The 19,847-nt window shown below is 65.0% G+C and carries 19 protein-coding genes; 6 read left to right on the top strand and 13 right to left on the bottom strand.

Annotation, left to right across the window (positions count from 1 at the left end):
- The 11 genes from AC1DWU_RS09485 to AC1DWU_RS09535 all read right to left on the bottom strand — a co-directional run bounded on the left by AC1DWU_RS09485 (position 1) and on the right by AC1DWU_RS09535 (position 12,232).
- On the bottom strand, positions 1-1,653 hold the full coding sequence (locus tag AC1DWU_RS09485; RefSeq protein WP_477149723.1) for an SDR family oxidoreductase: 1,653 nt from the start codon (positions 1,651-1,653) through the stop codon (positions 1-3).
- Positions 1,650-2,873: an FAD-dependent oxidoreductase gene (locus tag AC1DWU_RS09490; protein WP_477149724.1), complete on the bottom strand. Its 1,224-nt coding sequence runs from the start codon at positions 2,871-2,873 to the stop codon at positions 1,650-1,652. Before AC1DWU_RS09490 ends, AC1DWU_RS09485 begins: the two co-directional genes overlap by 4 nt.
- 40 nt (positions 2,874-2,913) lie before the next feature.
- On the bottom strand, positions 2,914-4,833 hold the full coding sequence (locus AC1DWU_RS09495) for a potassium transporter Kup (RefSeq protein WP_477149725.1): 1,920 nt from the start codon (positions 4,831-4,833) through the stop codon (positions 2,914-2,916).
- 166 nt (positions 4,834-4,999) lie between these two features.
- The gene (locus tag AC1DWU_RS09500) at positions 5,000-5,608 is read right to left on the bottom strand and encodes an NADPH-dependent FMN reductase (protein ID WP_477149726.1); all 609 of its coding nucleotides are present in this window, start codon (positions 5,606-5,608) and stop codon (positions 5,000-5,002) included.
- A gap of 264 nt (positions 5,609-5,872) precedes the next feature.
- Positions 5,873-6,169, bottom strand: coding sequence for a hypothetical protein (locus AC1DWU_RS09505; RefSeq protein WP_477149727.1), 297 nt, complete (start codon positions 6,167-6,169; stop codon positions 5,873-5,875).
- 225 nt (positions 6,170-6,394) lie between these two features.
- Positions 6,395-7,153, bottom strand: a complete 759-nt coding sequence (locus AC1DWU_RS09510) for a pyridoxine 5'-phosphate synthase (RefSeq protein WP_477149728.1) — start codon at positions 7,151-7,153, stop codon at positions 6,395-6,397.
- Positions 7,154-7,250: 97 nt separating this feature from the next.
- Positions 7,251-8,138: a DMT family transporter gene (locus AC1DWU_RS09515; RefSeq protein ID WP_477149729.1), complete on the bottom strand. Its 888-nt coding sequence runs from the start codon at positions 8,136-8,138 to the stop codon at positions 7,251-7,253.
- A 51-nt stretch (positions 8,139-8,189) separates the two neighbouring features.
- Positions 8,190-8,744 carry an acetolactate synthase small subunit gene (ilvN, locus tag AC1DWU_RS09520; RefSeq protein ID WP_055045130.1) on the bottom strand — a complete coding sequence of 185 codons (555 nt, stop codon included), beginning with the start codon at positions 8,742-8,744 and terminating at the stop codon, positions 8,190-8,192.
- A gap of 13 nt (positions 8,745-8,757) precedes the next feature.
- Positions 8,758-10,527, bottom strand: a complete 1,770-nt coding sequence (locus AC1DWU_RS09525) for an acetolactate synthase 3 large subunit (protein ID WP_477149730.1) — start codon at positions 10,525-10,527, stop codon at positions 8,758-8,760.
- Positions 10,528-10,806: 279 nt separating this feature from the next.
- Positions 10,807-11,187, bottom strand: a complete 381-nt coding sequence (locus AC1DWU_RS09530) for a response regulator (protein WP_477149731.1) — start codon at positions 11,185-11,187, stop codon at positions 10,807-10,809.
- Positions 11,180-12,232, bottom strand: a complete 1,053-nt coding sequence (locus AC1DWU_RS09535) for an HWE histidine kinase domain-containing protein (protein ID WP_477149732.1) — start codon at positions 12,230-12,232, stop codon at positions 11,180-11,182. Before AC1DWU_RS09535 ends, AC1DWU_RS09530 begins: the two co-directional genes overlap by 8 nt.
- A gap of 275 nt (positions 12,233-12,507) precedes the next feature.
- Between AC1DWU_RS09535 and AC1DWU_RS09540 the strand changes: the two genes are divergently transcribed.
- The 3 genes from AC1DWU_RS09540 to AC1DWU_RS09550 all read left to right on the top strand — a co-directional run bounded on the left by AC1DWU_RS09540 (position 12,508) and on the right by AC1DWU_RS09550 (position 15,113).
- On the top strand, positions 12,508-12,849 hold the full coding sequence (locus AC1DWU_RS09540; protein WP_477149733.1) for a VOC family protein: 342 nt from the start codon (positions 12,508-12,510) through the stop codon (positions 12,847-12,849).
- Between the two features lie 159 nt (positions 12,850-13,008).
- Positions 13,009-14,082 (top strand): sensor histidine kinase, encoded by a 1,074-nt coding sequence (locus AC1DWU_RS09545; RefSeq protein ID WP_477149734.1) that lies wholly within the window; start codon positions 13,009-13,011, stop codon positions 14,080-14,082.
- Positions 14,083-14,231: 149 nt separating this feature from the next.
- Positions 14,232-15,113, top strand: coding sequence for a phytanoyl-CoA dioxygenase family protein (locus AC1DWU_RS09550; RefSeq protein ID WP_477149735.1), 882 nt, complete (start codon positions 14,232-14,234; stop codon positions 15,111-15,113).
- A 3-nt stretch (positions 15,114-15,116) separates the two neighbouring features.
- On the opposite strand, the gene AC1DWU_RS09555 is transcribed toward AC1DWU_RS09550, so the two are convergent.
- On the bottom strand, positions 15,117-15,617 hold the full coding sequence (locus AC1DWU_RS09555) for a DUF805 domain-containing protein (RefSeq protein WP_477149736.1): 501 nt from the start codon (positions 15,615-15,617) through the stop codon (positions 15,117-15,119).
- A 178-nt stretch (positions 15,618-15,795) separates the two neighbouring features.
- On the opposite strand from AC1DWU_RS09555, the gene AC1DWU_RS09560 reads away from it, so the two are divergent.
- Positions 15,796-16,785 (top strand): bestrophin family protein, encoded by a 990-nt coding sequence (locus AC1DWU_RS09560; RefSeq protein ID WP_477149737.1) that lies wholly within the window; start codon positions 15,796-15,798, stop codon positions 16,783-16,785.
- Positions 16,786-16,853: 68 nt separating this feature from the next.
- On the opposite strand, the gene AC1DWU_RS09565 is transcribed toward AC1DWU_RS09560, so the two are convergent.
- Entirely contained in the window at positions 16,854-18,476 is a 1,623-nt protein-coding gene (locus tag AC1DWU_RS09565; RefSeq protein WP_477149738.1) for an ABC-F family ATP-binding cassette domain-containing protein, read from the bottom strand.
- 157 nt (positions 18,477-18,633) lie between these two features.
- Here AC1DWU_RS09565 and AC1DWU_RS09570 point away from each other — a divergent pair, with 157 nt between their 5' ends.
- Entirely contained in the window at positions 18,634-18,999 is a 366-nt protein-coding gene (locus tag AC1DWU_RS09570; RefSeq protein WP_477149739.1) for an ArsR/SmtB family transcription factor, read from the top strand.
- Between the two features lies 1 nt (position 19,000).
- Positions 19,001-19,504 (top strand): SRPBCC family protein, encoded by a 504-nt coding sequence (locus AC1DWU_RS09575; protein WP_477149740.1) that lies wholly within the window; start codon positions 19,001-19,003, stop codon positions 19,502-19,504.
- The last annotated feature ends 343 nt before the right edge of the window (positions 19,505-19,847 follow it).

Here is a 19,847-nt window from a genome sequence, read left to right on the forward strand (position 1 = left end):
TCAGACCACCAGATAGCCGCGATAGGCGATCAGCCGGCCAAGCAGCGGCAGCGCGATCTCGACCTCGAAGCGATGGCGGCCACCCTCGTCCACCCGCTCCTCGGCCCTGATCACCGGCAGCAGGAAGCCGGGAATCGGGACGCCCCAGAGTCGGCCCGAGACCCGCTGCATATCCAGCCCGTCACCGCGCGGCACCAGCCGCATCCGGATGGCCACCGGCCCGAACCGCTCCTCGATCAGGCCCTCCGACGCCAGACTCATCACCGACCGCATCGGCCTGTCGGCAAAGAACCGGGTCCAATGCTCGCGCCCGTCGCGGCTTTCGATCACCACCCGCACGGGTATCCGCCCCTCGTCGAGCGGCAGCCCGAAGCGCCGCGCCAGGAACCGGGTGACGAAATTCTCCGGCGGCGCCACCACGGCCTCGCCCTCGGCAATCACAGCCGGCCGGCCGCGATGCACCCGCCGGGTCACCTCCGGCAGCCGGTCGAACCCATCGCCCATCACCCGCCGGTACAGGGGCTTCTCGCCGCGAAACGCCATCTGCTTGGTCTCGATGGCGAGCCCATCGAACCACGGCCTGATCTGCTCGAGCGTGACGATCCCCGCGGCCGAGCGGGCCCCGCCGCGCAACCGGCCGCCAAGCGTCAGCATTTCGACCACCGCTGCGGCCGGCGCCACCGGCACATAGGGACCATCACCGTTCGCCGCCCTCAGCCACCACCGGACCACCCGGGTATCGCCCCGCGCATCCTGCCCGGCCGCCTCGACCAGCATGCCGCCATCGGTGGTCCCGAACCGGTCGAGCCACATGGCAATCTGCGTGCCGAGCCCCGCGAAGACGCGCGCCGACTTCACCAGTCCCCAGCGCACCGGCACCGCCACTACCCCGATCAGCCAGTTCAGCACCGGCAGTTCCATCCCGGCGTCAAACCCGGCCCGCACCCGCGGCGCAAATCGCGCCGGCACCAGATCGAGATCCGGGACGTCCGCCAGCATCGCACGCCTTCGCGGCAGCCCCTCGATGGTCACCCATCGGCCGCCGCTCCACCCGCGCCCCTGCTCCCACCCGGCCTCGCGGAACACCCGCACCCGCTGCCCGACCCAGCTGAGGATCCCCTCGATCACCGAGCGGCCCTTCGGCGTCCGGTTCCCGGGCACGATGGCGATATCGATGCTGTCGACGGTAAGCCAGGCGCTCGTCACGCTGTCGAGCACGGCATGCGTCAGGCCCGGCGTCGAGCTCGCCCCCGAGATCACCGAAATCGCCACCGCCCGCGCCGCGCTGTCGAACTTGCTGACGCCGGTAACGAACGCACGCGAGTCGGCGATATCGACATAGTGGCATCGCGCCCCGATGGCGGCCTCGATCAGTTGCGTGCCGCTGAGCTGGAACGGCCCCGAGCAATCCACCACCACGTCGCAGTCGATTTCCTTGAGGCGCTCGGCCCCGATCCGGTCGCGGTCGATCATCACGAAGCCGAACTCGCCCTGCTCGTCGATCAGCCGCAGCTCCCGCTGCAACGCCAGCGCCCGGCTCTCCGTGCGCCCGCCGAGGCTCACCCGGAATCCCTTTCGCCGCGCCAGCAGCCGGGCCAGCCGCGAGCCGAACACGCCGGCGCCGCCGACGATCAGGACGTGCGGCCGGCTCACGCCGGCACCTCGCGTAACGCTTTCGCTGTGAGGCCGATCGCCTTCAGCGGACTCAGCAATTGCCCGGACACCATGCCCGCCAGAACCCACTGAACCGGCGGCAGCTTGGCCATCGCCGATACCAGCACGTCACGCGCCAAGGGCAGGACAACGCCGTCGGACTGGTAGAACGGCGTCAGTGTCAACGACAGCATCTGGTAGAGCCGCACATGCCAGCGCCGCAGCCGCGCATAGCTGTCGAGTGCATCCCCGATCGATCCGGAGCTCGCCAACGCACTGCTCAGCGCCGCCGCATCCAGCAGCGCCATGTTGGCACCCTGCCCGAGCTGCGGGCTGGTCGCGTGCGCGCTGTCGCCGATAAAGGCGATCCCGTCACCGGCCGGCACCCGCAGGGTATGGTGCGCATAGCGCGCCAAGGTCATCTGGTCGAAATCGGCGATCGCCTCGAGATGCGGCGCGGTCTCGGGCCAATGGCCCATCACCTGTTCGCGCCACCCATCAATCCCGGCTGAGCGCACCGCCGCGTAAGCCTCCGGCTTCAGGCTCCAGAACAGCGCCGCCTGCTCGGGCGCATCGCGCCTCTGGCGACCGACCGGCAACACCCCGATCATCACGCTGGCCTGGCGATAGCGCTGCATCAGCGCGTCGCGCCGAAAGCCCGCGTCCACCCAGGGGACCGTGCCCCAGATCGCGCCGAAGCTCAGCGGTCGCGCCCGGCTCGGCACCTGCGCCTCGACCTTCAGCGGCGAAGCCGAGCCGAGCGCGTCGACCACCAGGTCGAACGGGCCCTCGCGCCCATTAGGCCCCAGCAGCCATTGGCCGCCGCCCGACCGCTCCAGCCGCTCCACCACGAACCCGGTGCGGATCGACAACCCGTCGGCCACCACCGCATCGTGCAGTACGTTGAACAGCGTCGCTCGATGGACGCCGATCGCATGCACCTCCGGCCCCAGCGGCCGATAGCCCACGTCGAGCACCACGCGGCCGCTGCGAGCATCCGTGCCGACCAGCCGTCCGATCCGCGCTCCCAGCACTGCGATCTCGTCATAAAGGCCGAGCGCCTCCAGCACGGCCAGCCCGGTCGGCTGCAGCATCAACCCCGAGCCCACCGGCCTCGGCGTCTCGAACCGCTCGAACAGCCGTACGCGATGGCCGGCACGGCTGAGCATCAGCGCCGTCGCCAACCCGCCGGGTCCCGCCCCAGCGATCGCAATGTCCAATGATTTCAGCAGGCTCGCGTCCCTCGGTTCCCCGAGCGGACTAGATCACCACCTGCGTGCCAATTTCAACCACGCGGCCGGTAGGAATGTGGAAGTATTCCGTTGCGTCTGTCGCGTTACGGGCCAGCGCGATGAAGATACGGTCGAGGAACAGCGGCATCCCACCTTTCGGCGATGGCTTCAGCGACCGCCGCGACAGGAAGAACGAGGTCGACATGATGTCGAACTTCCAGCCGAGCTTGCGGGCCAGCGCCAGTGCTTTCGGGATATTCGGCGTCTCCATGTAACCGAACGTCACCACCACCCGGTAGAACAGGTCGTTGTAGGCATCGATCCTGATCTTGTCCTCGTCCGCCACGCGCGGACGGTCGGACGTGATCACCGTGAGGATCACATTGTGCTCGTGCAGCACCTTGTAGTGCTTGAGGCTGTGCAACAGCGCCGTCGGCGCGCCCTCGATGTCGGAGGTCAGGAACACCGCCGTGCCGGGCACAATGGTCGGCTTCTTCTTGGCGAGGTTCTCGACCAGGAACTCGAGGGGCACCTCGTCGCGCCGCGTCTTCTCGGTCAGCCGCCGGCGGCCCCAGATCCAGATCACAATGGTCGCCGCAATCGACAGCGCCACCATTACCGGCACCCAGCCGCCCTGGAAGAACTTGGCGGCGTTGGAGGAGAAGAAGATCACCTCGATGATCCCGATGGGCAGGACGACCGCAGCGATCATCCAGGGTTGCCAATGCCAGATGCGGCTCATGACAACCACCAGCAATCCCAGCGTCACGATCATCTCGCCGGTGACAGCGATGCCGTATGCGGCGCCCAGGTGGCTCGAACTGCCGAAGCCGAGCACCAGTAGCACCACGGCCACCATCAGCAGGCCGTTGACCAGCGGCATGTAGATCTGCCCGTGCTGGGTCGCGGACGTGTGGAGCACTGTCATGCGCGGCAGGATGTTCAGCGACACGGCCTGCCGGGTGAGCGAGAAGGCGCCGGTGATCACAGCCTGGCTGGCAATGACCGTGGCCATTGTCGCCAGGATTACCATCGGCACCTGCGACCAGTCCGGCAGCATCTGGTAGAAGGGGTTCGCGACCGCCTCGCCGTGGCCCAGCACATAGGCGCCCTGCCCGAAATAGTTGAGCAGGAGGCAGGGAAACACTAGCGCGATCCAGGCGATGATGATCGGCTTCCGGCCGAAATGACCGAGATCGGCGTAGAGCGCCTCGGCCCCGGTGACGGCGAGAAACACAGCGCCGAATGTGGCCGCCGCGATCGCCGTGTGCGTCGCGATGAAGTTGACCCCGTAGAGTGGGTTCAGCGCGGAGAGGACGGCAGGATCCTCGATGATGCGCGTCAGCCCGAAATAGCCCAGCGCCAGGAACCAGACCACCGTGATAGGGCCGAACACCGCGGCGACGCCGCTGGTGCCGAAGCGTTGCACCGCGAACAGGCCGATGATCACGACGATGGTCATCGGGATGATCCACCGGTCGAAGGCGGGCGCCACGACCTGGATGCCCTCGATGGCCGATAGCACGGAGATCGCCGGGGTGATCATGGCGTCGCCGTAGAACAGCGCGGCGCCGAGCACGCCGAGCGCCAGCACCCAGGCGGGTCGATTGGTGAAGCTCGCCTGTGCAAGCGCCATGAGGGACAGGGTGCCGCCCTCGCCCTTGTTGTCGGCGCGGAGCACGATGGTGATGTACTTGCCCGTGACGAGAATGATCAGCGTCCAGACGATCAGCGACAGCAGACCCAGAACGATCGTCGGGTCGATCCGCGCGCCATGCCCCGTCGAGACATGCAGCGCCTCTCGGAACGCGTAGAGCGGGCTCGTTCCGATGTCGCCGTAGACGACACCGATAGCCCCCATGATCAGCACGGGGAGGCCCTGGTTCAGTTCTTCATTTAGGGGAGTGGTCGAGCTGTCCGGCTGGGCAGCGGTATTCTCGGGTGCCATGGAGGGCTCCGCCTGTCGAGGGCGGTTGTCTACACCCAACGGCTTACACACTCAACCCGCCGCCCAATCGGCCACGTGACAATACAAAAGGGGACGGTGCCATGGGAAGCACCGTCCCCGACCGGGGTGCGAAAGGAGGAGAACCCCGGAAACGGAAAGCCGGGGTTTAGGCGGCCTTGGTCGCCGCGGCGGCCGCGTCGGCCTGGCGTGCGTTGCGGGTGGCATTGGTCCACCACACCAGGTTGTCGAGCATCTCGGGCACGAAGAAGTCGAAGTTGCCCTTGGTGTCGTCCCAGCTCTTCTGGCCCATCATGATCGGGATGAAGTCCGAACCACCGATGTGGACGGCGTGACGAACCGGCACGGCCTGCAGTTCGACCATGATGTTGCGCAGGTGCTCGATGGCGCGGGCGCCGCCCACCGAACCGTAGCCGACAAAGGCCACGGCCTTCTTGATGAACGGCTTGTAGGCCCAGTCGATGGCGTTCTTCAGCGCACCCGTGATCGAGCGGTTATACTCGGCGGTGACGATGATGTAGCCGTCGAACTCGTTGAGCTTGGCCTGCCACTTGGCGGCAACCTCGTTCGGGGTCGGCATCCAGAAGTCGGACGCGGCCGCGTCGAACAGCGGAAGCGGGTAATCCTTCAGGTCGACGATTTCGACATCGACGTCGCCGCGAGCGGCGGTGTGATCGGCGATCCACTGCGCCGGCTTGTCGCCGAAGCGGGTCGGACGGATCGAGCTGATGATGACGGCGATCTTGGGTTTGGTCATTTGCTGCTGCACTCCTAGTAACAAAATGTGACTAGCGGCAAATAAGTGACCCACATGGCCCGGTGCAAGCAGGCACCAATTTGAAGCGGGGGCACAGAATCCAAACCCGGGCACAACCATGTGCGTGCGGTTACAGGACTGTGAGTGAAGCTATTCCGGGCATCACCGAGCGCGCCATCGCGCAACGGCCCAGCTGATGCGTCATTCTCGCCGAATGCGAAATGCACCGTTCGCGATTATCGAACGACTGGTAACGGAGGCGTGTCAGCGCAGCCCGAAGGAGTAGGTCCAGGCCAGCGCCTTCAGCCCGGAATCATCGAGCTCAGGGTGCCTGGGCTGCAATTGCTCGATCGCCCGCTCGGTCAGGCTCTTCTTCGAGCGCTTCTCCAGCCCATCGACCGGCTGCTGCAGCTCCTCGAGCAGCCCAAGGATGCGCTGCTTCAGCTCCGTGCCCTCGACCTCGCCGAAGCGCTGCACCAGATGCGGCGTCTTGGCCCGCGGGAATGGCGAGCTGCCGAACCCGGTATAGAGCACCAGTGCTTCGTTGATCGGGTCGCTCATCGCCTGCTCGTACGCAACTGCTCTCAAAGCCATATGGCAACCCGCCCGATCCGTGGAAGACCCCAACTTGGTCCATCCACGGTTGAAGCGAAATGAGCGGCGTCGGCGGTAGTTAAGTCGGATTTGACCGCCAACCGCGTGTTGCCCGTTAACGTATGTGCGAAAGCGCACCAATGGCGGTCACGCGCGCCAGCATAAGCACTTAGCTCAGGCGCTCCTGAACGGTCAGGCGCAGGCCGCCTTGTAGCGCCGAACCGTCTCAGCCATGCCGTAGATCAGCGCGTCAGCCGTGATGGCATGGCCGATCGACACTTCCGCCAGATCGGGGATCGCCTGCTTCAGTGGCGGCAGGTTCACGAGGTTGAGGTCGTGCCCGGCATTGACCATCAGTCCACCCTGCCCCGGCCGCGTGTTGTGGCCGGCGGCCCGTGCAGCGTCGGCTGTCTCCTTCAGCGCCGCCAGATGCACCGCCTGCACCTCAGGCTTCAGCGATCCGCCATAAGGTCCGGTATAGAGCTCCACCCGGTCCGCGCCGACATTGGCCGCCGCCGCCGGCGCCGCCGGATCGGCATTGATGAACAGCGATACCCGAATACCGGCCTTCCGCATCCGCTCGATCGCCGGCACCAGCACGGCCCGGTTGGCCTCGATGTGCCAGCCGTGGTCCGACGTCGCCTGCAGCGGATCGTCCGGCACGAACGTCACCTGCTCCGGCGCCGCTCGTTCCACCAGCGTCAGGAAATCCTCGGTCGGATAGCCCTCGATGTTGAACTCGCGGCCCGCATAGTCCTGCCGCAGCAGCGTCACCAGCTCGAACACGTCGGTGCGCCGGATATGCCGCTCATCGGGCCGCGGATGCACCGTGATCCCGTCCGCGCCGGCATCGAGCGCGATCCGCGCTATGCCGGTGACACTCGGCCACGGCACCGATCGCCGGTTGCGCAGCATGGCGACGGCATTGAGATTGACGCTGAGATGGGTCATCGCGGGCCTCGGCAGGTTCAGGCGCGAGGCTTACCGCATCGGACGCCGGCCAGCCAATCGAACGTTTTGATAAGCCCGATCACCGCCGAAGATGGTCCTACGCCACCGGCGCCAACCGCCGCTTCCGCTCATCGAGAAGCACGATAGCAAGCCCGCTCGCCACCACCAGCACGATGCCGCTGATGGCGAGAAGGTTCGGGAACTGCCCGAACACCACCAGCCCCGAGAGCACCGCCCAGAACGTGAAGAAGTAATAGAACGGCGCCACCACGCCGGTCGGCCCGACGCGGTAGGCCATGAAGATGAAGAAGTGCCCGAAGATCAGGAACAGTCCGGCGCCGGCGAGCAGCAGCAGGTGATGCGTCTGCGGCGTCACCCATTGCTCCGTGACGAGATGCATCGCCCCCGCCCCGATCAACACCACGATGATCGCCGACATCGCAACGATCATCCCCGGCACCTCGGCAGCCACCCGCCGCCCGGCGATATCACGCACCGCACAGAGCACGGCATTGGCCAGCGCCAGCACGGCGTAGATCGAGATCCCCTGCATCGTCGGCTGCGCCACCATGATCGCACCGATGAAGCCGACCCCGATCAGCGCCATCCGCACGCCGCCGATCCGCTCCCGGAACAGGATCGAGGCGCCCAGCAGCACCAGCAGCGGGGTTATCTGCCCCAGCGCCGAAGCGTCGGCGATCGGCATGTTGGCCAGCGCCACCACGTAGCAGAGGATCGCCGCCATCTCGGCGAGGTTACGCGCCAGCACCCGCCGCTCGAACACCAGCGGCAACTGCTTGCCATAGCCGAGCAGCAGCATCAGCGGCAGCCCCCACAAGAGCCCCGCGCAACCGCGCAGCATCAGCACCTCGTAAGGCGGCAACCCCTCGGTCGCGAGCTTCATCATCGTGTCGTTGATCACATACGAGCAGGTCGCGATGACCATGAACAACGGCCCGCGGAACGGGTGCGACGCAAAAGACACGAGTAGATCCCCTCGAACGAAAAGGCCGGGATCGCTCCCGGCCTCCGTGTCTTACATGCCTTCCGGCCCGCGCGAAATCGCCGCGAGCCCGGTGCGCACCACTTCGATCAGCCCCAGCGGCATCATCAGGGCGATAAAGCTGTCGATCTTCGACGGCTTTCCCGTCACCTCAAACACGAAGCTCTCGGTGGTCGCATCGACGATCTGCGCGCGGAACGCATCGGCCAGCCGCAGCGCCTCGGCCCGCGGTTCGCCCGAGCCGCCGACCTTGATCAGCGCCAGCTCGCGCTCCAAGGATTTCCCCTCGCTGGTCAGGTCATGCACCCGGTGCACCGGGATCAGCCGCTCGAGCTGCAGCTTGATCTGCGTCAGCACCTTGGGCGTCGCCACCGTAACCACGGTGATACGGCTCAGCCCCTTCTCGTGCTCGGTCTCTGAGACAGTGAGACTGTCGATATTGTAGCCGCGAGCCGAGAACAGTCCGACCACCCGCGCGAGAATGCCCGGCTCGTTGTCGACCAACACCGACAGCGTATGCCGCTCCGGCTTCTGCGTTTCCGCGGCGAGGAAGTAAGCCGAACCGCTCGGCTGCAAATGTGCGTTCATTTCTCTGTCTCCCTCAAACCAGCTGCCGGCCTTTTTCGTCGATCACCGCGCCGATATCGTCCTCGAAATCGGGCAGGATCATCTCGTTATGCGGCTTGCCCGACGGGATCATCGGCAGGCAGTTCTCGTGCTTTTCGACCATGCAGTCGAACAGCACCGGGCCATCGTAATCCAGCATCTCCTGGATGGCCGCATCGAGCAGCGCCGGATCCGAGCAGCGGATCCCCTTGCCGCCATAGGCTTCTGCCAGCTTGACGAAGTCCGGCAGGCTCTCCGAATAGCTGTGCGCATAGCGCCCGCCGTGCAGCAGGTCCTGCCACTGCCGGACCATGCCCATCCGCTCGTTGTTGAGGATGAACACCTTGATCGGCAGGCCGTACTGCACCGCCGTCGACATTTCCTGCATGGTCATCTGCACGCTCGCCTCGCCGGCGATGTCGATGACCAGTGCATCCGGATGCGCCACCTGCACGCCGACTGCCGCCGGCAGGCCGTAGCCCATCGTGCCCAGCCCGCCCGAGGTCATCCAGCGGTTCGGCATCTCGAACGGGAAATGTTGCGCCGCCCACATCTGGTGCTGGCCGACCTCGGTGGTGATGTAGACATCCCGCCCCTTGGTCGCCTCGTACAGCCGCTTGATCGCGTGCTGCGGCTTGATCGTCGTGGTCGAGTTCTTGAAGCCCAGCGAGTGCTTGGCGCGCCAGCCCTCGATCTGCTCCCACCACGGCGCGATCGCCTCGGTGCGCGGCTGGTTGGTCTTGGTGCGCCAGATGCGGACCATCTCTTCCATCACCAGCCCACTGTCGCCGACAATGGCGAGGTCGGTGCGGACGTTCTTGCCGATCGAGGACGGATCGATATCGACATGGATGCGGGTCGAGCCCGGCGAGAACGCATCGATGCGCCCGGTGATGCGGTCGTCGAACCGCGCCCCAATGTTGATCATCAGGTCGCAGTCATGCATCGCCATGTTGGCTTCGTAGGTGCCGTGCATGCCGAGCATCCCCATCCACTGCGGGTTCGAGCCCGGGAAAGCGCCCAGCCCCATCAGTGTCGAAGTCACCGGGAAGCCGGTCAGTTCCGCCAGCTCGCGCAGCTTCTCCGACGCTTCCGGCCCCGAGTTGATGATGCCGCCGCCGGTATAGAAGATCGGCCGCTCGGCCTTCAGCATCATGTCGACGGCCTGCTCGATGGCCTTGCTGTCGCCGGCGCCGGCCGGGTGATAGCTCTTGTGGCGGCTGGGGCCGATCTCGTCTATGCCCAGATAGGTGCCGAGCGCAAACTGCACGTCCTTGGGGATATCGACCAGCACCGGACCCGGACGGCCCGAATTGGCGATGTGGAATGCCTCGTGCATGACGCGCGGCAGGTCGGCGACCGATTTCACCAGGTAGTTGTGCTTGGTGCACGAGCGGGTGATGCCGACCGTGTCGCATTCCTGGAACGCGTCCGAGCCGATCAGCGTCGTCGGCACCTGCGCCGTGATGCAGACCAGCGGGATCGAGTCCATCAGCGCGTCGGTCAGCCCGGTGACCGCATTGGTCGCCCCCGGTCCCGAGGTCACCAACACGACGCCGACCTTGCCGGTCGAGCGCGCATAGCCCTCGGCCATGTGCGTCGCGCCCTGCTCGTGGCGAACGAGAATGTGCTGCACCTTGTCCTGCTGGAACATCGCATCATAGATCGGCAACGCCGCCCCGCCGGGATAGCCGAAGATGTGCTCCACCCCGTTATCCACCAGGGCCTGGATCACCATCTCGGCGCCTGTCATCTGCTCGGCCATTTTCTCTCACTCCACCCGGGCTCAGCCGGTCTTCTATTCGCAACGCGCCGTCACCGGCGGAAATTCGGCAACAAAAAAGGCCCCGTTAGGGACCTTCGAACGAGCGCACCGACCCTCGCAGGGATTTACCCCACGTGCTCGATGCGCCCCACTACTACGATAAGCTTCTGCACGGATCGTGCTCCAGATTTAGGTGGGGATTGATAGGCGTGTGTCGGGTGAGGTGTCAAGGGGCCGCTTTGCGCCAGGGGCAGCCCTTCCTGTGCCGAAATGAGGTATTCAGTGCGCGGGAGACGCGGCCATGAGAGCGACGGTCAGTAGCTCCTCCAGCCTTTCCGCCATAAACGGCTTGCGAAGAACCGGACGATCGCCGTAGCCCGGCCGCATGGCGTTGCCAGAATTTTCGGTCGAGTAGATGAAGGGGATGCGATGCACCACGAGGGCATCGGCTACCAACTCGCTGCCCGTGCCGCCAAGGTTCATGTCGAGCATCGCCACGTCAAATGCCTTTCCCTCGATATGGCGGAGGGCCTGATTGACCGTCGCGGCCGTGGTGATCGCCTCGCACCCGAGATCGGCCAACATGTCCTCGATCATCATGACGACGAGCATCTCGTCTTCAACCACAAGGATGCTCCGTCCGGACAACAAGTTACTCATTTTGAATACCTTTCGGCGCTGGAATCTCCAAGGTGACTACAAGCCCGTCCTTTCGGTAATCTAGACTGGCCTCCCCCTCGAGTTCATGGGCGAGACCGCGCTCGATCACTCGCGTTCCGAACCCCTTGCGGGTTGGTGTTACAACCGCTGGACCACCCTTTTCGCGCCAAACAAGCATCAGCCGCCTGTCGCTGGATGTCGTCTTGAGCGTCCAGTTGATGTCCACGGTACCCGCATCGACGGAGAGTGCTCCGTACTTGGCGGCGTTGGTCGCCAGTTCGTTGAAGGCGATACCCAGCGCCAAGGCCGCCTTCGGGGCGAAGCGAACATTGCCACCATGAAGCACGACGCGCCCGGAGCCGGATGCCGTGAAGGGTTCAAGCGCGTCGTCGATGATGTCTCGCAAGCCCGCACTCTTCCAGTTCTCGCGCGTCAGCAAGTCGTGAGACCGCGACAATGCCAGAAGTCGCGACTCGATCGCTTCGTGGATCGACTGGGGCTCTGCCGATGCCGTCCGCAGGGCCTGGAACACAATCGACTGAACTGTCGCCAGTGTGTTTTTCACCCGATGATTGAGTTCGTCGATGAGCATCTTCGACTGCATCGACGCTTGCTTGTGTTTGGTCACATCGGCGAAGGAGGCGAAATATTGGACAATCTCACCGGCCGGGTCGTGAACCGGGCTGATGAAAACGGTGGCCCAGAAATCCCCACCGTCCTTGCGGCGATAGTGAACCTCAGACCCTTCAAGTGTTCCTCCCTCGAACTCCTGCTGGATCAGCGCTAGCGCGTCTGCATCTGCAGCCTCAGCCATCATGAAGTTGAAGCTTTGGCCGAGGACTTCATTACGCGGGTAGCCCGTCAGTTCAAGGAAACTGTCATTGGCAAAGATGATGGGATTGTTTTGAGCCTTGGCATCGGTGAACACCATCGCCATGCGGGTCCGCTCCGCAGCGACGACAAACGGACCGAGTTCGTCTTTGAAGTCTTTGACCTCGGCTTCGGCGCCCAGCTGTTCCTCGGATTTCCTAACAACTGCTGGCATGCTAGCCGCCTCCTACCGACTGGTACCGGCGCGTGCGCGCAAGCGGCCTTGTCTGGCCAACGGCAGCCAACCGGCAGAACGAACAATGTGCCAAGGCGAACAAGGTTGCTCTCTGCGCCAAAGAGCGGACTTTCAGTTGGAGCCTCCAACCGCCTTGCACCGCAGGCCGTCGCCCTAAGGCGGGAAGCGCGCAAAGTCGGTACCGGCGGGGCAACGATCATAGCTCCCTGCCCGTTGTCTCTCTGAACCATCGGAAAAGCCAAGGAGCAACCCTCATGTCCGTCACCGGAATCTTTGCTGAAGTCTGTGTTGCCGACGTCGAACGCAGCGTTGCCTGGTACACTAAATTCTTCGGGCGTCCGCCTGAGGACCGGCCGATGGACGGGCTGGTGCAATGGCGCGATGGACCCGCGGGCTTTCAGGTCTGGCGCGATGCCGAGCGAGCCGGAAACAGTCTTGCGACCATCGTCGTGGACAGCATGGATGGCGAGCGCTCGCGCCTCGACAGGAGCGGTCTGGCGCTAAAGCCCGACCAGAAGGGCGGCTTCGGCATCATCGCGCAGATCGACGATCCGGATGGCAACCGGCTTACCCTCGCCGAGCCCCCTAAGCACTAGGGCGCACCAGGTCCAAGGTGCGGGTAGGCCGCCGGAGCCTCCCCGCAGGACGTCCCCGACATAAATCGCGACATCCACCCGCACACCGCCTACACTACCCCACATATCAGCCGGCAGCTTCGCCGCCGGAGTGCTGATCCAGATCGGACCGTCGCCCCAATGATGTCCCCGATCATCAAGATCGCCGACGCCCAGACGCTCGCCCAGGCCATCGTCAACACCATCATCGAGCCCTTCATCGTGCTCGACGACGCGTTCTGCGTACTGGCGGCCAGTCGGTCGTTCTACGACACGTTCAAGGTCAGCCCCGAGCAGACGCAGGGGCGGCTGCTCTATGACCTCGGCGACGGCCAGTGGGACATTCCCGCGCTGCGCGTCCTGCTCGAAACCATCATCCCCGAAAAGGTGGCCATGGATGGCTTCGAGGTCGAGCACGACTTCCCGCTCGTCGGCCAGCGCACCATGCTGCTCAATGCCCGCAAGGTCGTCTACGACAACAGCGACACCTCGACGATCCTCCTCGCCTTCCTCGATGTCACCGAGCGCCGTATCATCGAGCGCGAGAAGGCGGACCTGCTCAGCCAGACCGAGGAGCTGTTGCGCCAGAAGCAGATGCTGCTGCAGGAAATGCAGCACCGCGTCGCCAACAGCCTGCAGATCATTGCCAGCATCCTGCTGCTCAAGGCCCGGGCCGTCACCTCGGACGAGACCCGCCACCACCTGCAGGATGCGCATCGCCGGGTGATGTCAGTGGCGGCCGTGCAGCAGCATCTGCATGCGTCCGAGGGCATCGACGAGATCGAAGTCCGCGGCTACCTGACGACGCTCTGCGAAAGTCTTGGCAACTCGATGATCGGCGAGGGCCGTCCCATCGCCATCGTCACCACTGCCGACCGCGGCATGATCGACTCCGCCCGCGCCGTCAGCATCGGTCTCATCGTCACCGAGTTGCTGATCAACGCGGTAAAGTACGCGTTCCCCGAGCCGAGGGACGATGCAGCGATCCAGGTGAGCTACGAAATCAGCGGCACCGACTGGAAGCTCACCGTCTCCGACAATGGCGTCGGCAAGTCGGCCGACGACGCCAAGCCCGCCAGCGGTCTGGGCACTGCCATCGTGCGCGCGCTGGTGAAACAACTCGACGCCCAGATGGAAACCGAGAACAGCTCCTCGGGCCTCAGCATCTCGATCGCCCGCGCCACGTTCCAGCCGCGCACGGCCAAGGCCGCCTAGCCCGTCCTGACAGCCGTCTGCCCGCCGTGCTCGGCCGCGCGCGGGCATCCCTTTGTCGAGTTCCACCCCCACAGAATCCGTGCTTGTATACTAGCACTCCGCCGCCGCGGACCGATCTGTCAGAGCCATCCCACCTGTAGGAACACCCGATGACTTCCCAGCAATTCCAGGTGCTCTCTCCCGAGCAGGCGCAGCACTTTGTCGAAAAGGGCTACGTCCTCGTCAAAGGCTGCCTCGACCATGATCTGGCGCGGAAGTGGACCGCCGAGGCCTACACCAGGCTCGGTTACGACCCCGTCGACCGCTCGACCTGGACCAAGGACATCGTCTGGATGGACCGCAACAACATCGCGGCCATCAAGGATATCTCGCCCAAGGCCTGGGGCGCGCTCTGCGACGTGACCGGCGGCGAGGAGCGCATCGATCACAGGGTCATGGAGATCGAGTCGCAGCACTTCACCACCATCGATTCAACCGAATGGTCGGACGCCTTCATCGTCAATTTCCGCCGCGGCGCCGACAAGCCGTGGATGAAGCCGTCGCCCGAGGCCGGCGGCTGGCACAAGGACGGCAGCTTCTTCCGCCACTTCCTCGATAGCCGCGAGCAGGGTCTGCTCACCGTGGTCTACTGGTCCAATGTCGGGCACAAGGGCGGCGGCACCTTCATCGCGCCGGACTCGATCAAGCACGTGGCGCGCTACCTCGCCGACCACCCGGAGGGCGTCGATCCCTCCTTCGATTTCGGCCACCTGATCGACAAGTGCGAGGAGTTCGTCGAGGTCACCGGCGAGGTCGGCGACTTCATCATCCTTCACCCCTACATGCTGCACGCTTCGTCGAACAACCACTCGCCCAACGTGCGCTTCATGACCAACCCGCCGGTGGTGCTGAAGGAGCCGATGAACTTCAACCGTCCCGACCCGGCCGATTTCTCGCTGATCGAGCTGGCAACGCTGCACGGCCTTGGCGTCGACCGCTACGATTTCCGCCCCACCGGCCCGCGCGACGAGCAGTGGAAGGTGATCGGCTGACCGTCAGCCCCGCGCCCGCCGGCGCGCCTCCATCTCGGCAACGAACAGCTGCGACCGGCTGAGCTTTGGCGCCCTGCCTCGGGGCGCCACGGCCGGCCCGTCCTCGCGCGGATCGTCGCCATAGTCGTTCGCGCCGTAAGTATCCGGCCCGAGGAACAACAGCACCAGCAGCCAAAAGCCGCCCACGAACGGCACCAACGAGATCCAGTACCACCAGCCCGATCTTCCGCTGTCGTGCAACCGCCGCACCGTTGCCGTGATGTTTGGGATGATGTGGACGAAGATGCAGAACAGCGTCAGCGGCCCGAAACCGCGCCCGCTCGGCCCAAAATACCCTAGCACCGAGACATCCACGTACAGCGCGACGCCGAACAGGACCCACGACGTCAAAGTGAACACCCAATATTGGGTACGCGACGAACGACCCGCGAACTCGAAATACCGAAGCATCGTGTCGAAATAGCCAAACATCTGAAAGTCGCCCCGCGGCAGGCCCCCTGCCATCGGAAAGCAACGCTAGATCAAGACGATCAACATCTCATTCTGGCGAAAGATCGCAATTTAGCGACCTTGGCCGGCTACCCAGCCTCGATCCTCTGCCCGACACCGCCGTCGCCGCGAATGGCGGTGACTCTCCCCCGCGCGTGCCATACTGGCGAGGTCGAATCTCGGAGTCGCCTCAATGCACGTCGGACGCTCATATCGGTTGCTGGATTTTGCCGTCTGGTCGCGGCGCGGGGCGCTCTACATGCTGGTCGTCAGCCTCGTGGCGGTGGCGGCGTACAGCCTGCCGCCGCTGGCCGGGTTTTCCATCCCCTGGCCGATCGTGGCGGTGCTCGGAACCAGCGTCGCGCTCGTCGCCGGCTTCAAGAACGGCCAGGTGCTGCAGCGGAGCTCAGAGGCGCTGCAGGCCTTCGCCCAGATCGCCGCGATCAGCCGGCTGCTGGCAAGCCTCAGCTGCGATTTCCTCGACAAGGACACCGCCCGCCGCGTGATCCGCCGCCATCTCGCCTGGCTCACCGCGCTGCGCTTCTCGCTGCGCCGACCGATGCCCTGGGAGACCGCGGGCAAGGGAGTGAACCGCGCCTTCCGCCGCCGCTACTATCAGCTCCAGGAAGACCTCAGCTCGCTGCCGCAGGAGCTTCATGCCCTGCTCGGAGCCGACGCGGGCGGCATAGCCGCCCAGCCGCACCCCGCGCTGACCTTGCTCCATCTCCAGGGGGAGGAGATCAACGCCCTGCTCAAACAGAATGCGATCCCCACCCAGGTCTATTCCGAGCTCATGAAGCTGCTGCGCGATTGCCACGACCAGCAGGCGCGCTGCGACCGCATCAAGAACACGCCCTACCCACGCCAATACGCCGTGGTCAGCACCATCTTCGTCGTCATCTTCGGCACCCTCCTCCCGTTCGGCGTGGTGCCGGCCTTCGCCGCGGTGGCCGGTGCCGGCGGCGCGATGGTCTGGCTGAGCGTGCCGTTCAGCGTCCTCATCGGCTGGATGTACTTCGCGCTCGACCTGGTCGGCGAAAGCACCTCCAACCCGTTCGAAGGCAACGCCAACGACGTGCCGATCTCACAGATCTGCCGCGAGCTGGAGATCGAACTGCGGGGACGGCTGGGCGAAACCGACCTGCCCCACCCGCTGCCATCGGTGCACGGCATCGCGACCTGAGCCGTATGCCGGGTCGACGGCTCCTTGGCCTTCTCCCTCAAGGGGAGAGGGCAGGCCGGAGGTTGGCCCTACCCCCTGAGCCCCGGAGCCTCCTGCCCGGTGCGCGCCACGTATTCGGTGTAGCCGCCGCCATAGGAGTGCACGCCCTCAGGCGTCAGCTCCAGCACCCGGTTGCTGAGCGCCGCGAGGAAGTGGCGGTCGTGTGAGACGAACAGCATCGTCCCCTCGTACTGCGACAGCGCCTCGATCAGCATTTCCTTGGTTGCGATGTCCAGGTGGTTGGTCGGCTCGTCGAGCACCAGGAAGTTCGGCGAGTCGAACAGGAGCTTCGCCATCACCAGCCGTGCCTTCTCGCCGCCCGACAGCACCCGGCACTTCTTCTCGATCTCGTCACCCGAGAAACCGAAGCACCCGGCCAGCGCCCGCAACGCCGCCTGCCCCGCCTGCGGAAAGCTGTCTTCGAGCGACTGGAATACCGTCCGGTCGCCATCGAGCAGGTCCATGGCGTGCTGCGCGAAGTAGCCCAGTTTTACGCTCGGGCCGACATTGATCGAGCCATTGTCCGGCTCGGTGCTGCCGGCCACCAGCTTCAAGAGCGTCGATTTGCCGGCGCCGTTGATGCCCATGATGCACCAGCGCTCCTTGCGCCGGACATGGAAATCCAGCCCTTCGTAGATCGTCCGGCTGCCATAGGCTTTGTCGACGCTCTTCAGCATCACCACATCCTCGCCCGAACGCGCCGGCGGACGGAACTCGAAGTTCACGGTCTGGCGACGCTTGGGAGGCTCAACCTTGTCAATCTTGTCCAGCTTCTTCACACGGCTCTGGACCTGCGCCGCATGGCTGGCGCGCGCCTTGAAGCGCTCGATGAAGGCGATCTCCTTGGCTAGCATCGCCTGCTGGCGCTCGAACTGCGCCTGCATCTGCTTGTCGCTAAGTGCCCGCTGCTGCTGGTAAAACTCGTAGTCGCCCGAGTATGCGGTCAGCGAGCCGCCATCGATCTCGACGATCTTGTTGACCACCCGGTTCATGAACGCGCGATCGTGCGAGGTCATCAGCACTCCGCCGTCATAGCGCTTCAGGAAATCCTCGAGCCAGATCAGGCTCTCGATGTCCAGGTGGTTCGAGGGCTCGTCGAGCAGCAGCGCATCGGGCCGCATCAAGAGGATCTTGCCGAGCGCCACGCGCATCTTCCAGCCACCGGAGAGCGCCCCGACATCGCCGTCCATCATTTCCTGGCTGAAGCCGAGCCCGTTGAGCACTTCGCGCGCCCGTGCATCGAGGCTGTAGCCGTCGAGCTCCTGGAACTGCCCTTGCACCTCGCCATAGCGGGTGATGATCTCGTCCATCTCGTCGGCGCGATCGGGATCGCCCATCGCTGCCTCGAGTTCGCTCATCTCGGTGATCAGCGCGCCGGCCGGGCCCGCGCCTTCCATCACCTCGGCCACGGCGCTGCGGCCGGCCATGTCGCCGACATCCTGGCTGAAATAGCCGATGGTGATGCCGCGATCGACCGCCACCTGCCCCTCGTCCGGCTGCTCTTCGCCGGTGATCATCCGGAACAAGGTGGTCTTCCCCGCGCCGTTAGGGCCCACCAGCCCAACCTTCTCGCCCTTCTGCAGCGCCGCCGACGCCTCGATGAAGACGATCTGCTTGCCGTTCTGCTTGCTGATATTTTCGAGGCGGATCATGCGCGTGGGAGGCCCTAGAAATGTCGGGCCATCCGTGGCCGCGTGCGAGTGGGCGTCCCTAAAGCATCTGTGTGACGGCGAGACAAGCGCCGCAGGGTCACAGGTGCCTTGCATCCAGCCGTTGACATTATTTGCGCATGCACGTAATTACATACATATGCAAACACAAGATCCACTCACCGCCACCTTCGCCGCTCTCGCCGACCCCACCCGTCGCGCCATGCTGGCGCGGCTGACCCAGGGCCCGGCGACCGTCAACGAGTTGGCCGAGCCGTTCGCGCTCACCCTCCCTACCGTCTCGCGGCATCTGAAGGTGCTCGAGCAGGCCGGGCTGATCAGCAAGCAGCGCTCCGCTCAGTCCCGCCCCTGTACGCTGGAGATCGCCCCTCTCGTCGCTGCCGACGAGTGGATGGCCCAGTACCGCGAGTTCTTTACCACCCGCTTCGACCGGCTCGACACACAGCTCAAGGCCATGATGAGCGCCCGCGCCGATGCCGCAAAGAACCCCAAGGGAGATCAGTGACATGCCCGCCACCTACACCCTCGACCGCGGCCTCACCCTGCAACGCACCTTCGCGGCCCCGGCCAGCGTCGTGTTTGAAGCCTGGACCGACCCGGCCTATCTCGACTGGTATTTCAACCCCGGCAACCCCACCGAGCACCCGGTGACGGTCGACCTCCGTGTCGGCGGCCAGTGGCGCCAGGAAATGGTGGAGAGCCCCGAGAAGCGCTACTTCACCGGCGGCGTTTATCGCGAGATCGTGCCGGGCCGGAAGCTGGTGTTCTACTGGGGCGCCGTCGGCGGCTGGCCGGAGCTCGACCTGCAAAACCTCGACGAGAGCCCGCTGGTCACCATCCGACTAACCCCATACGGCGCACAGACCGTGATGGACTTCCACGTGCAGTTCCCCGACCACTTCACCGAGGAACGCATGGACTGGTGGATGAACTGCGGCATGGTCGCCGGCTGGAACATGACCATCGACCGCCTCGTCGCGGTCTACGAGGGCAACCGCCGGGCGGTGTGACGAACCGGTGGCTGCTCGGCAACTCCTTCACGCACCGACCACCATCCCCACCGGCCGGTGGGGATGGGCTCGATGGTGCCCAAACTCGATGCGGCACCTCCCCCTCTGACGGGGGAGGATGGGAGGGGGTGAGCGGAGCCACAATCGTGAGGCCGGGCAAGGCGTTGCGAGAATCTTGCGCCGATCTATCCCCCCACTCCCCACCCATGCGATTCTCCCACCCATCCGCTGCACCGAAGCGAGATCATGACGAGTGGTTGGTGCGGGGGAGACCGGGTGGGCTGCGGGTCGCTGCAGTTCAGGCGGAAACCATCACGGCAAGGACCGGTTCGCCGGTCAAGCC

Source organism: Devosia sp. P2_G7 (assembly GCF_056403495.1).

Coding starts and splice junctions, on each gene's coding strand:
- AC1DWU_RS09500 (WP_477149726.1), bottom strand. CDS start 5,608: ATGACCAAACCCAAGATCGCCGTCATCATCAGCTCGATCCGTCCGACC.
- AC1DWU_RS09565 (WP_477149738.1), bottom strand. CDS start 18,476: ATGATCCGCCTCGAAAATATCAGCAAGCAGAACGGCAAGCAGATCGTC.
- AC1DWU_RS09575 (WP_477149740.1), top strand. CDS start 19,001: ATGCCCGCCACCTACACCCTCGACCGCGGCCTCACCCTGCAACGCACC.
- AC1DWU_RS09535 (WP_477149732.1), bottom strand. CDS start 12,232: ATGCCAGCAGTTGTTAGGAAATCCGAGGAACAGCTGGGCGCCGAAGCC.
- AC1DWU_RS09505 (WP_477149727.1), bottom strand. CDS start 6,169: ATGAGCGACCCGATCAACGAAGCACTGGTGCTCTATACCGGGTTCGGC.
- AC1DWU_RS09545 (WP_477149734.1), top strand. CDS start 13,009: ATGATGTCCCCGATCATCAAGATCGCCGACGCCCAGACGCTCGCCCAG.
- AC1DWU_RS09570 (WP_477149739.1), top strand. CDS start 18,634: ATGCAAACACAAGATCCACTCACCGCCACCTTCGCCGCTCTCGCCGAC.
- ilvN (WP_055045130.1), bottom strand. CDS start 8,744: ATGAACGCACATTTGCAGCCGAGCGGTTCGGCTTACTTCCTCGCCGCG.
- AC1DWU_RS09525 (WP_477149730.1), bottom strand. CDS start 10,527: ATGGCCGAGCAGATGACAGGCGCCGAGATGGTGATCCAGGCCCTGGTG.
- AC1DWU_RS09560 (WP_477149737.1), top strand. CDS start 15,796: ATGCACGTCGGACGCTCATATCGGTTGCTGGATTTTGCCGTCTGGTCG.
- AC1DWU_RS09540 (WP_477149733.1), top strand. CDS start 12,508: ATGTCCGTCACCGGAATCTTTGCTGAAGTCTGTGTTGCCGACGTCGAA.
- AC1DWU_RS09555 (WP_477149736.1), bottom strand. CDS start 15,617: ATGGCAGGGGGCCTGCCGCGGGGCGACTTTCAGATGTTTGGCTATTTC.
- AC1DWU_RS09530 (WP_477149731.1), bottom strand. CDS start 11,187: ATGAGTAACTTGTTGTCCGGACGGAGCATCCTTGTGGTTGAAGACGAG.
- AC1DWU_RS09495 (WP_477149725.1), bottom strand. CDS start 4,833: ATGGCACCCGAGAATACCGCTGCCCAGCCGGACAGCTCGACCACTCCC.
- AC1DWU_RS09510 (WP_477149728.1), bottom strand. CDS start 7,153: ATGACCCATCTCAGCGTCAATCTCAATGCCGTCGCCATGCTGCGCAAC.
- AC1DWU_RS09550 (WP_477149735.1), top strand. CDS start 14,232: ATGACTTCCCAGCAATTCCAGGTGCTCTCTCCCGAGCAGGCGCAGCAC.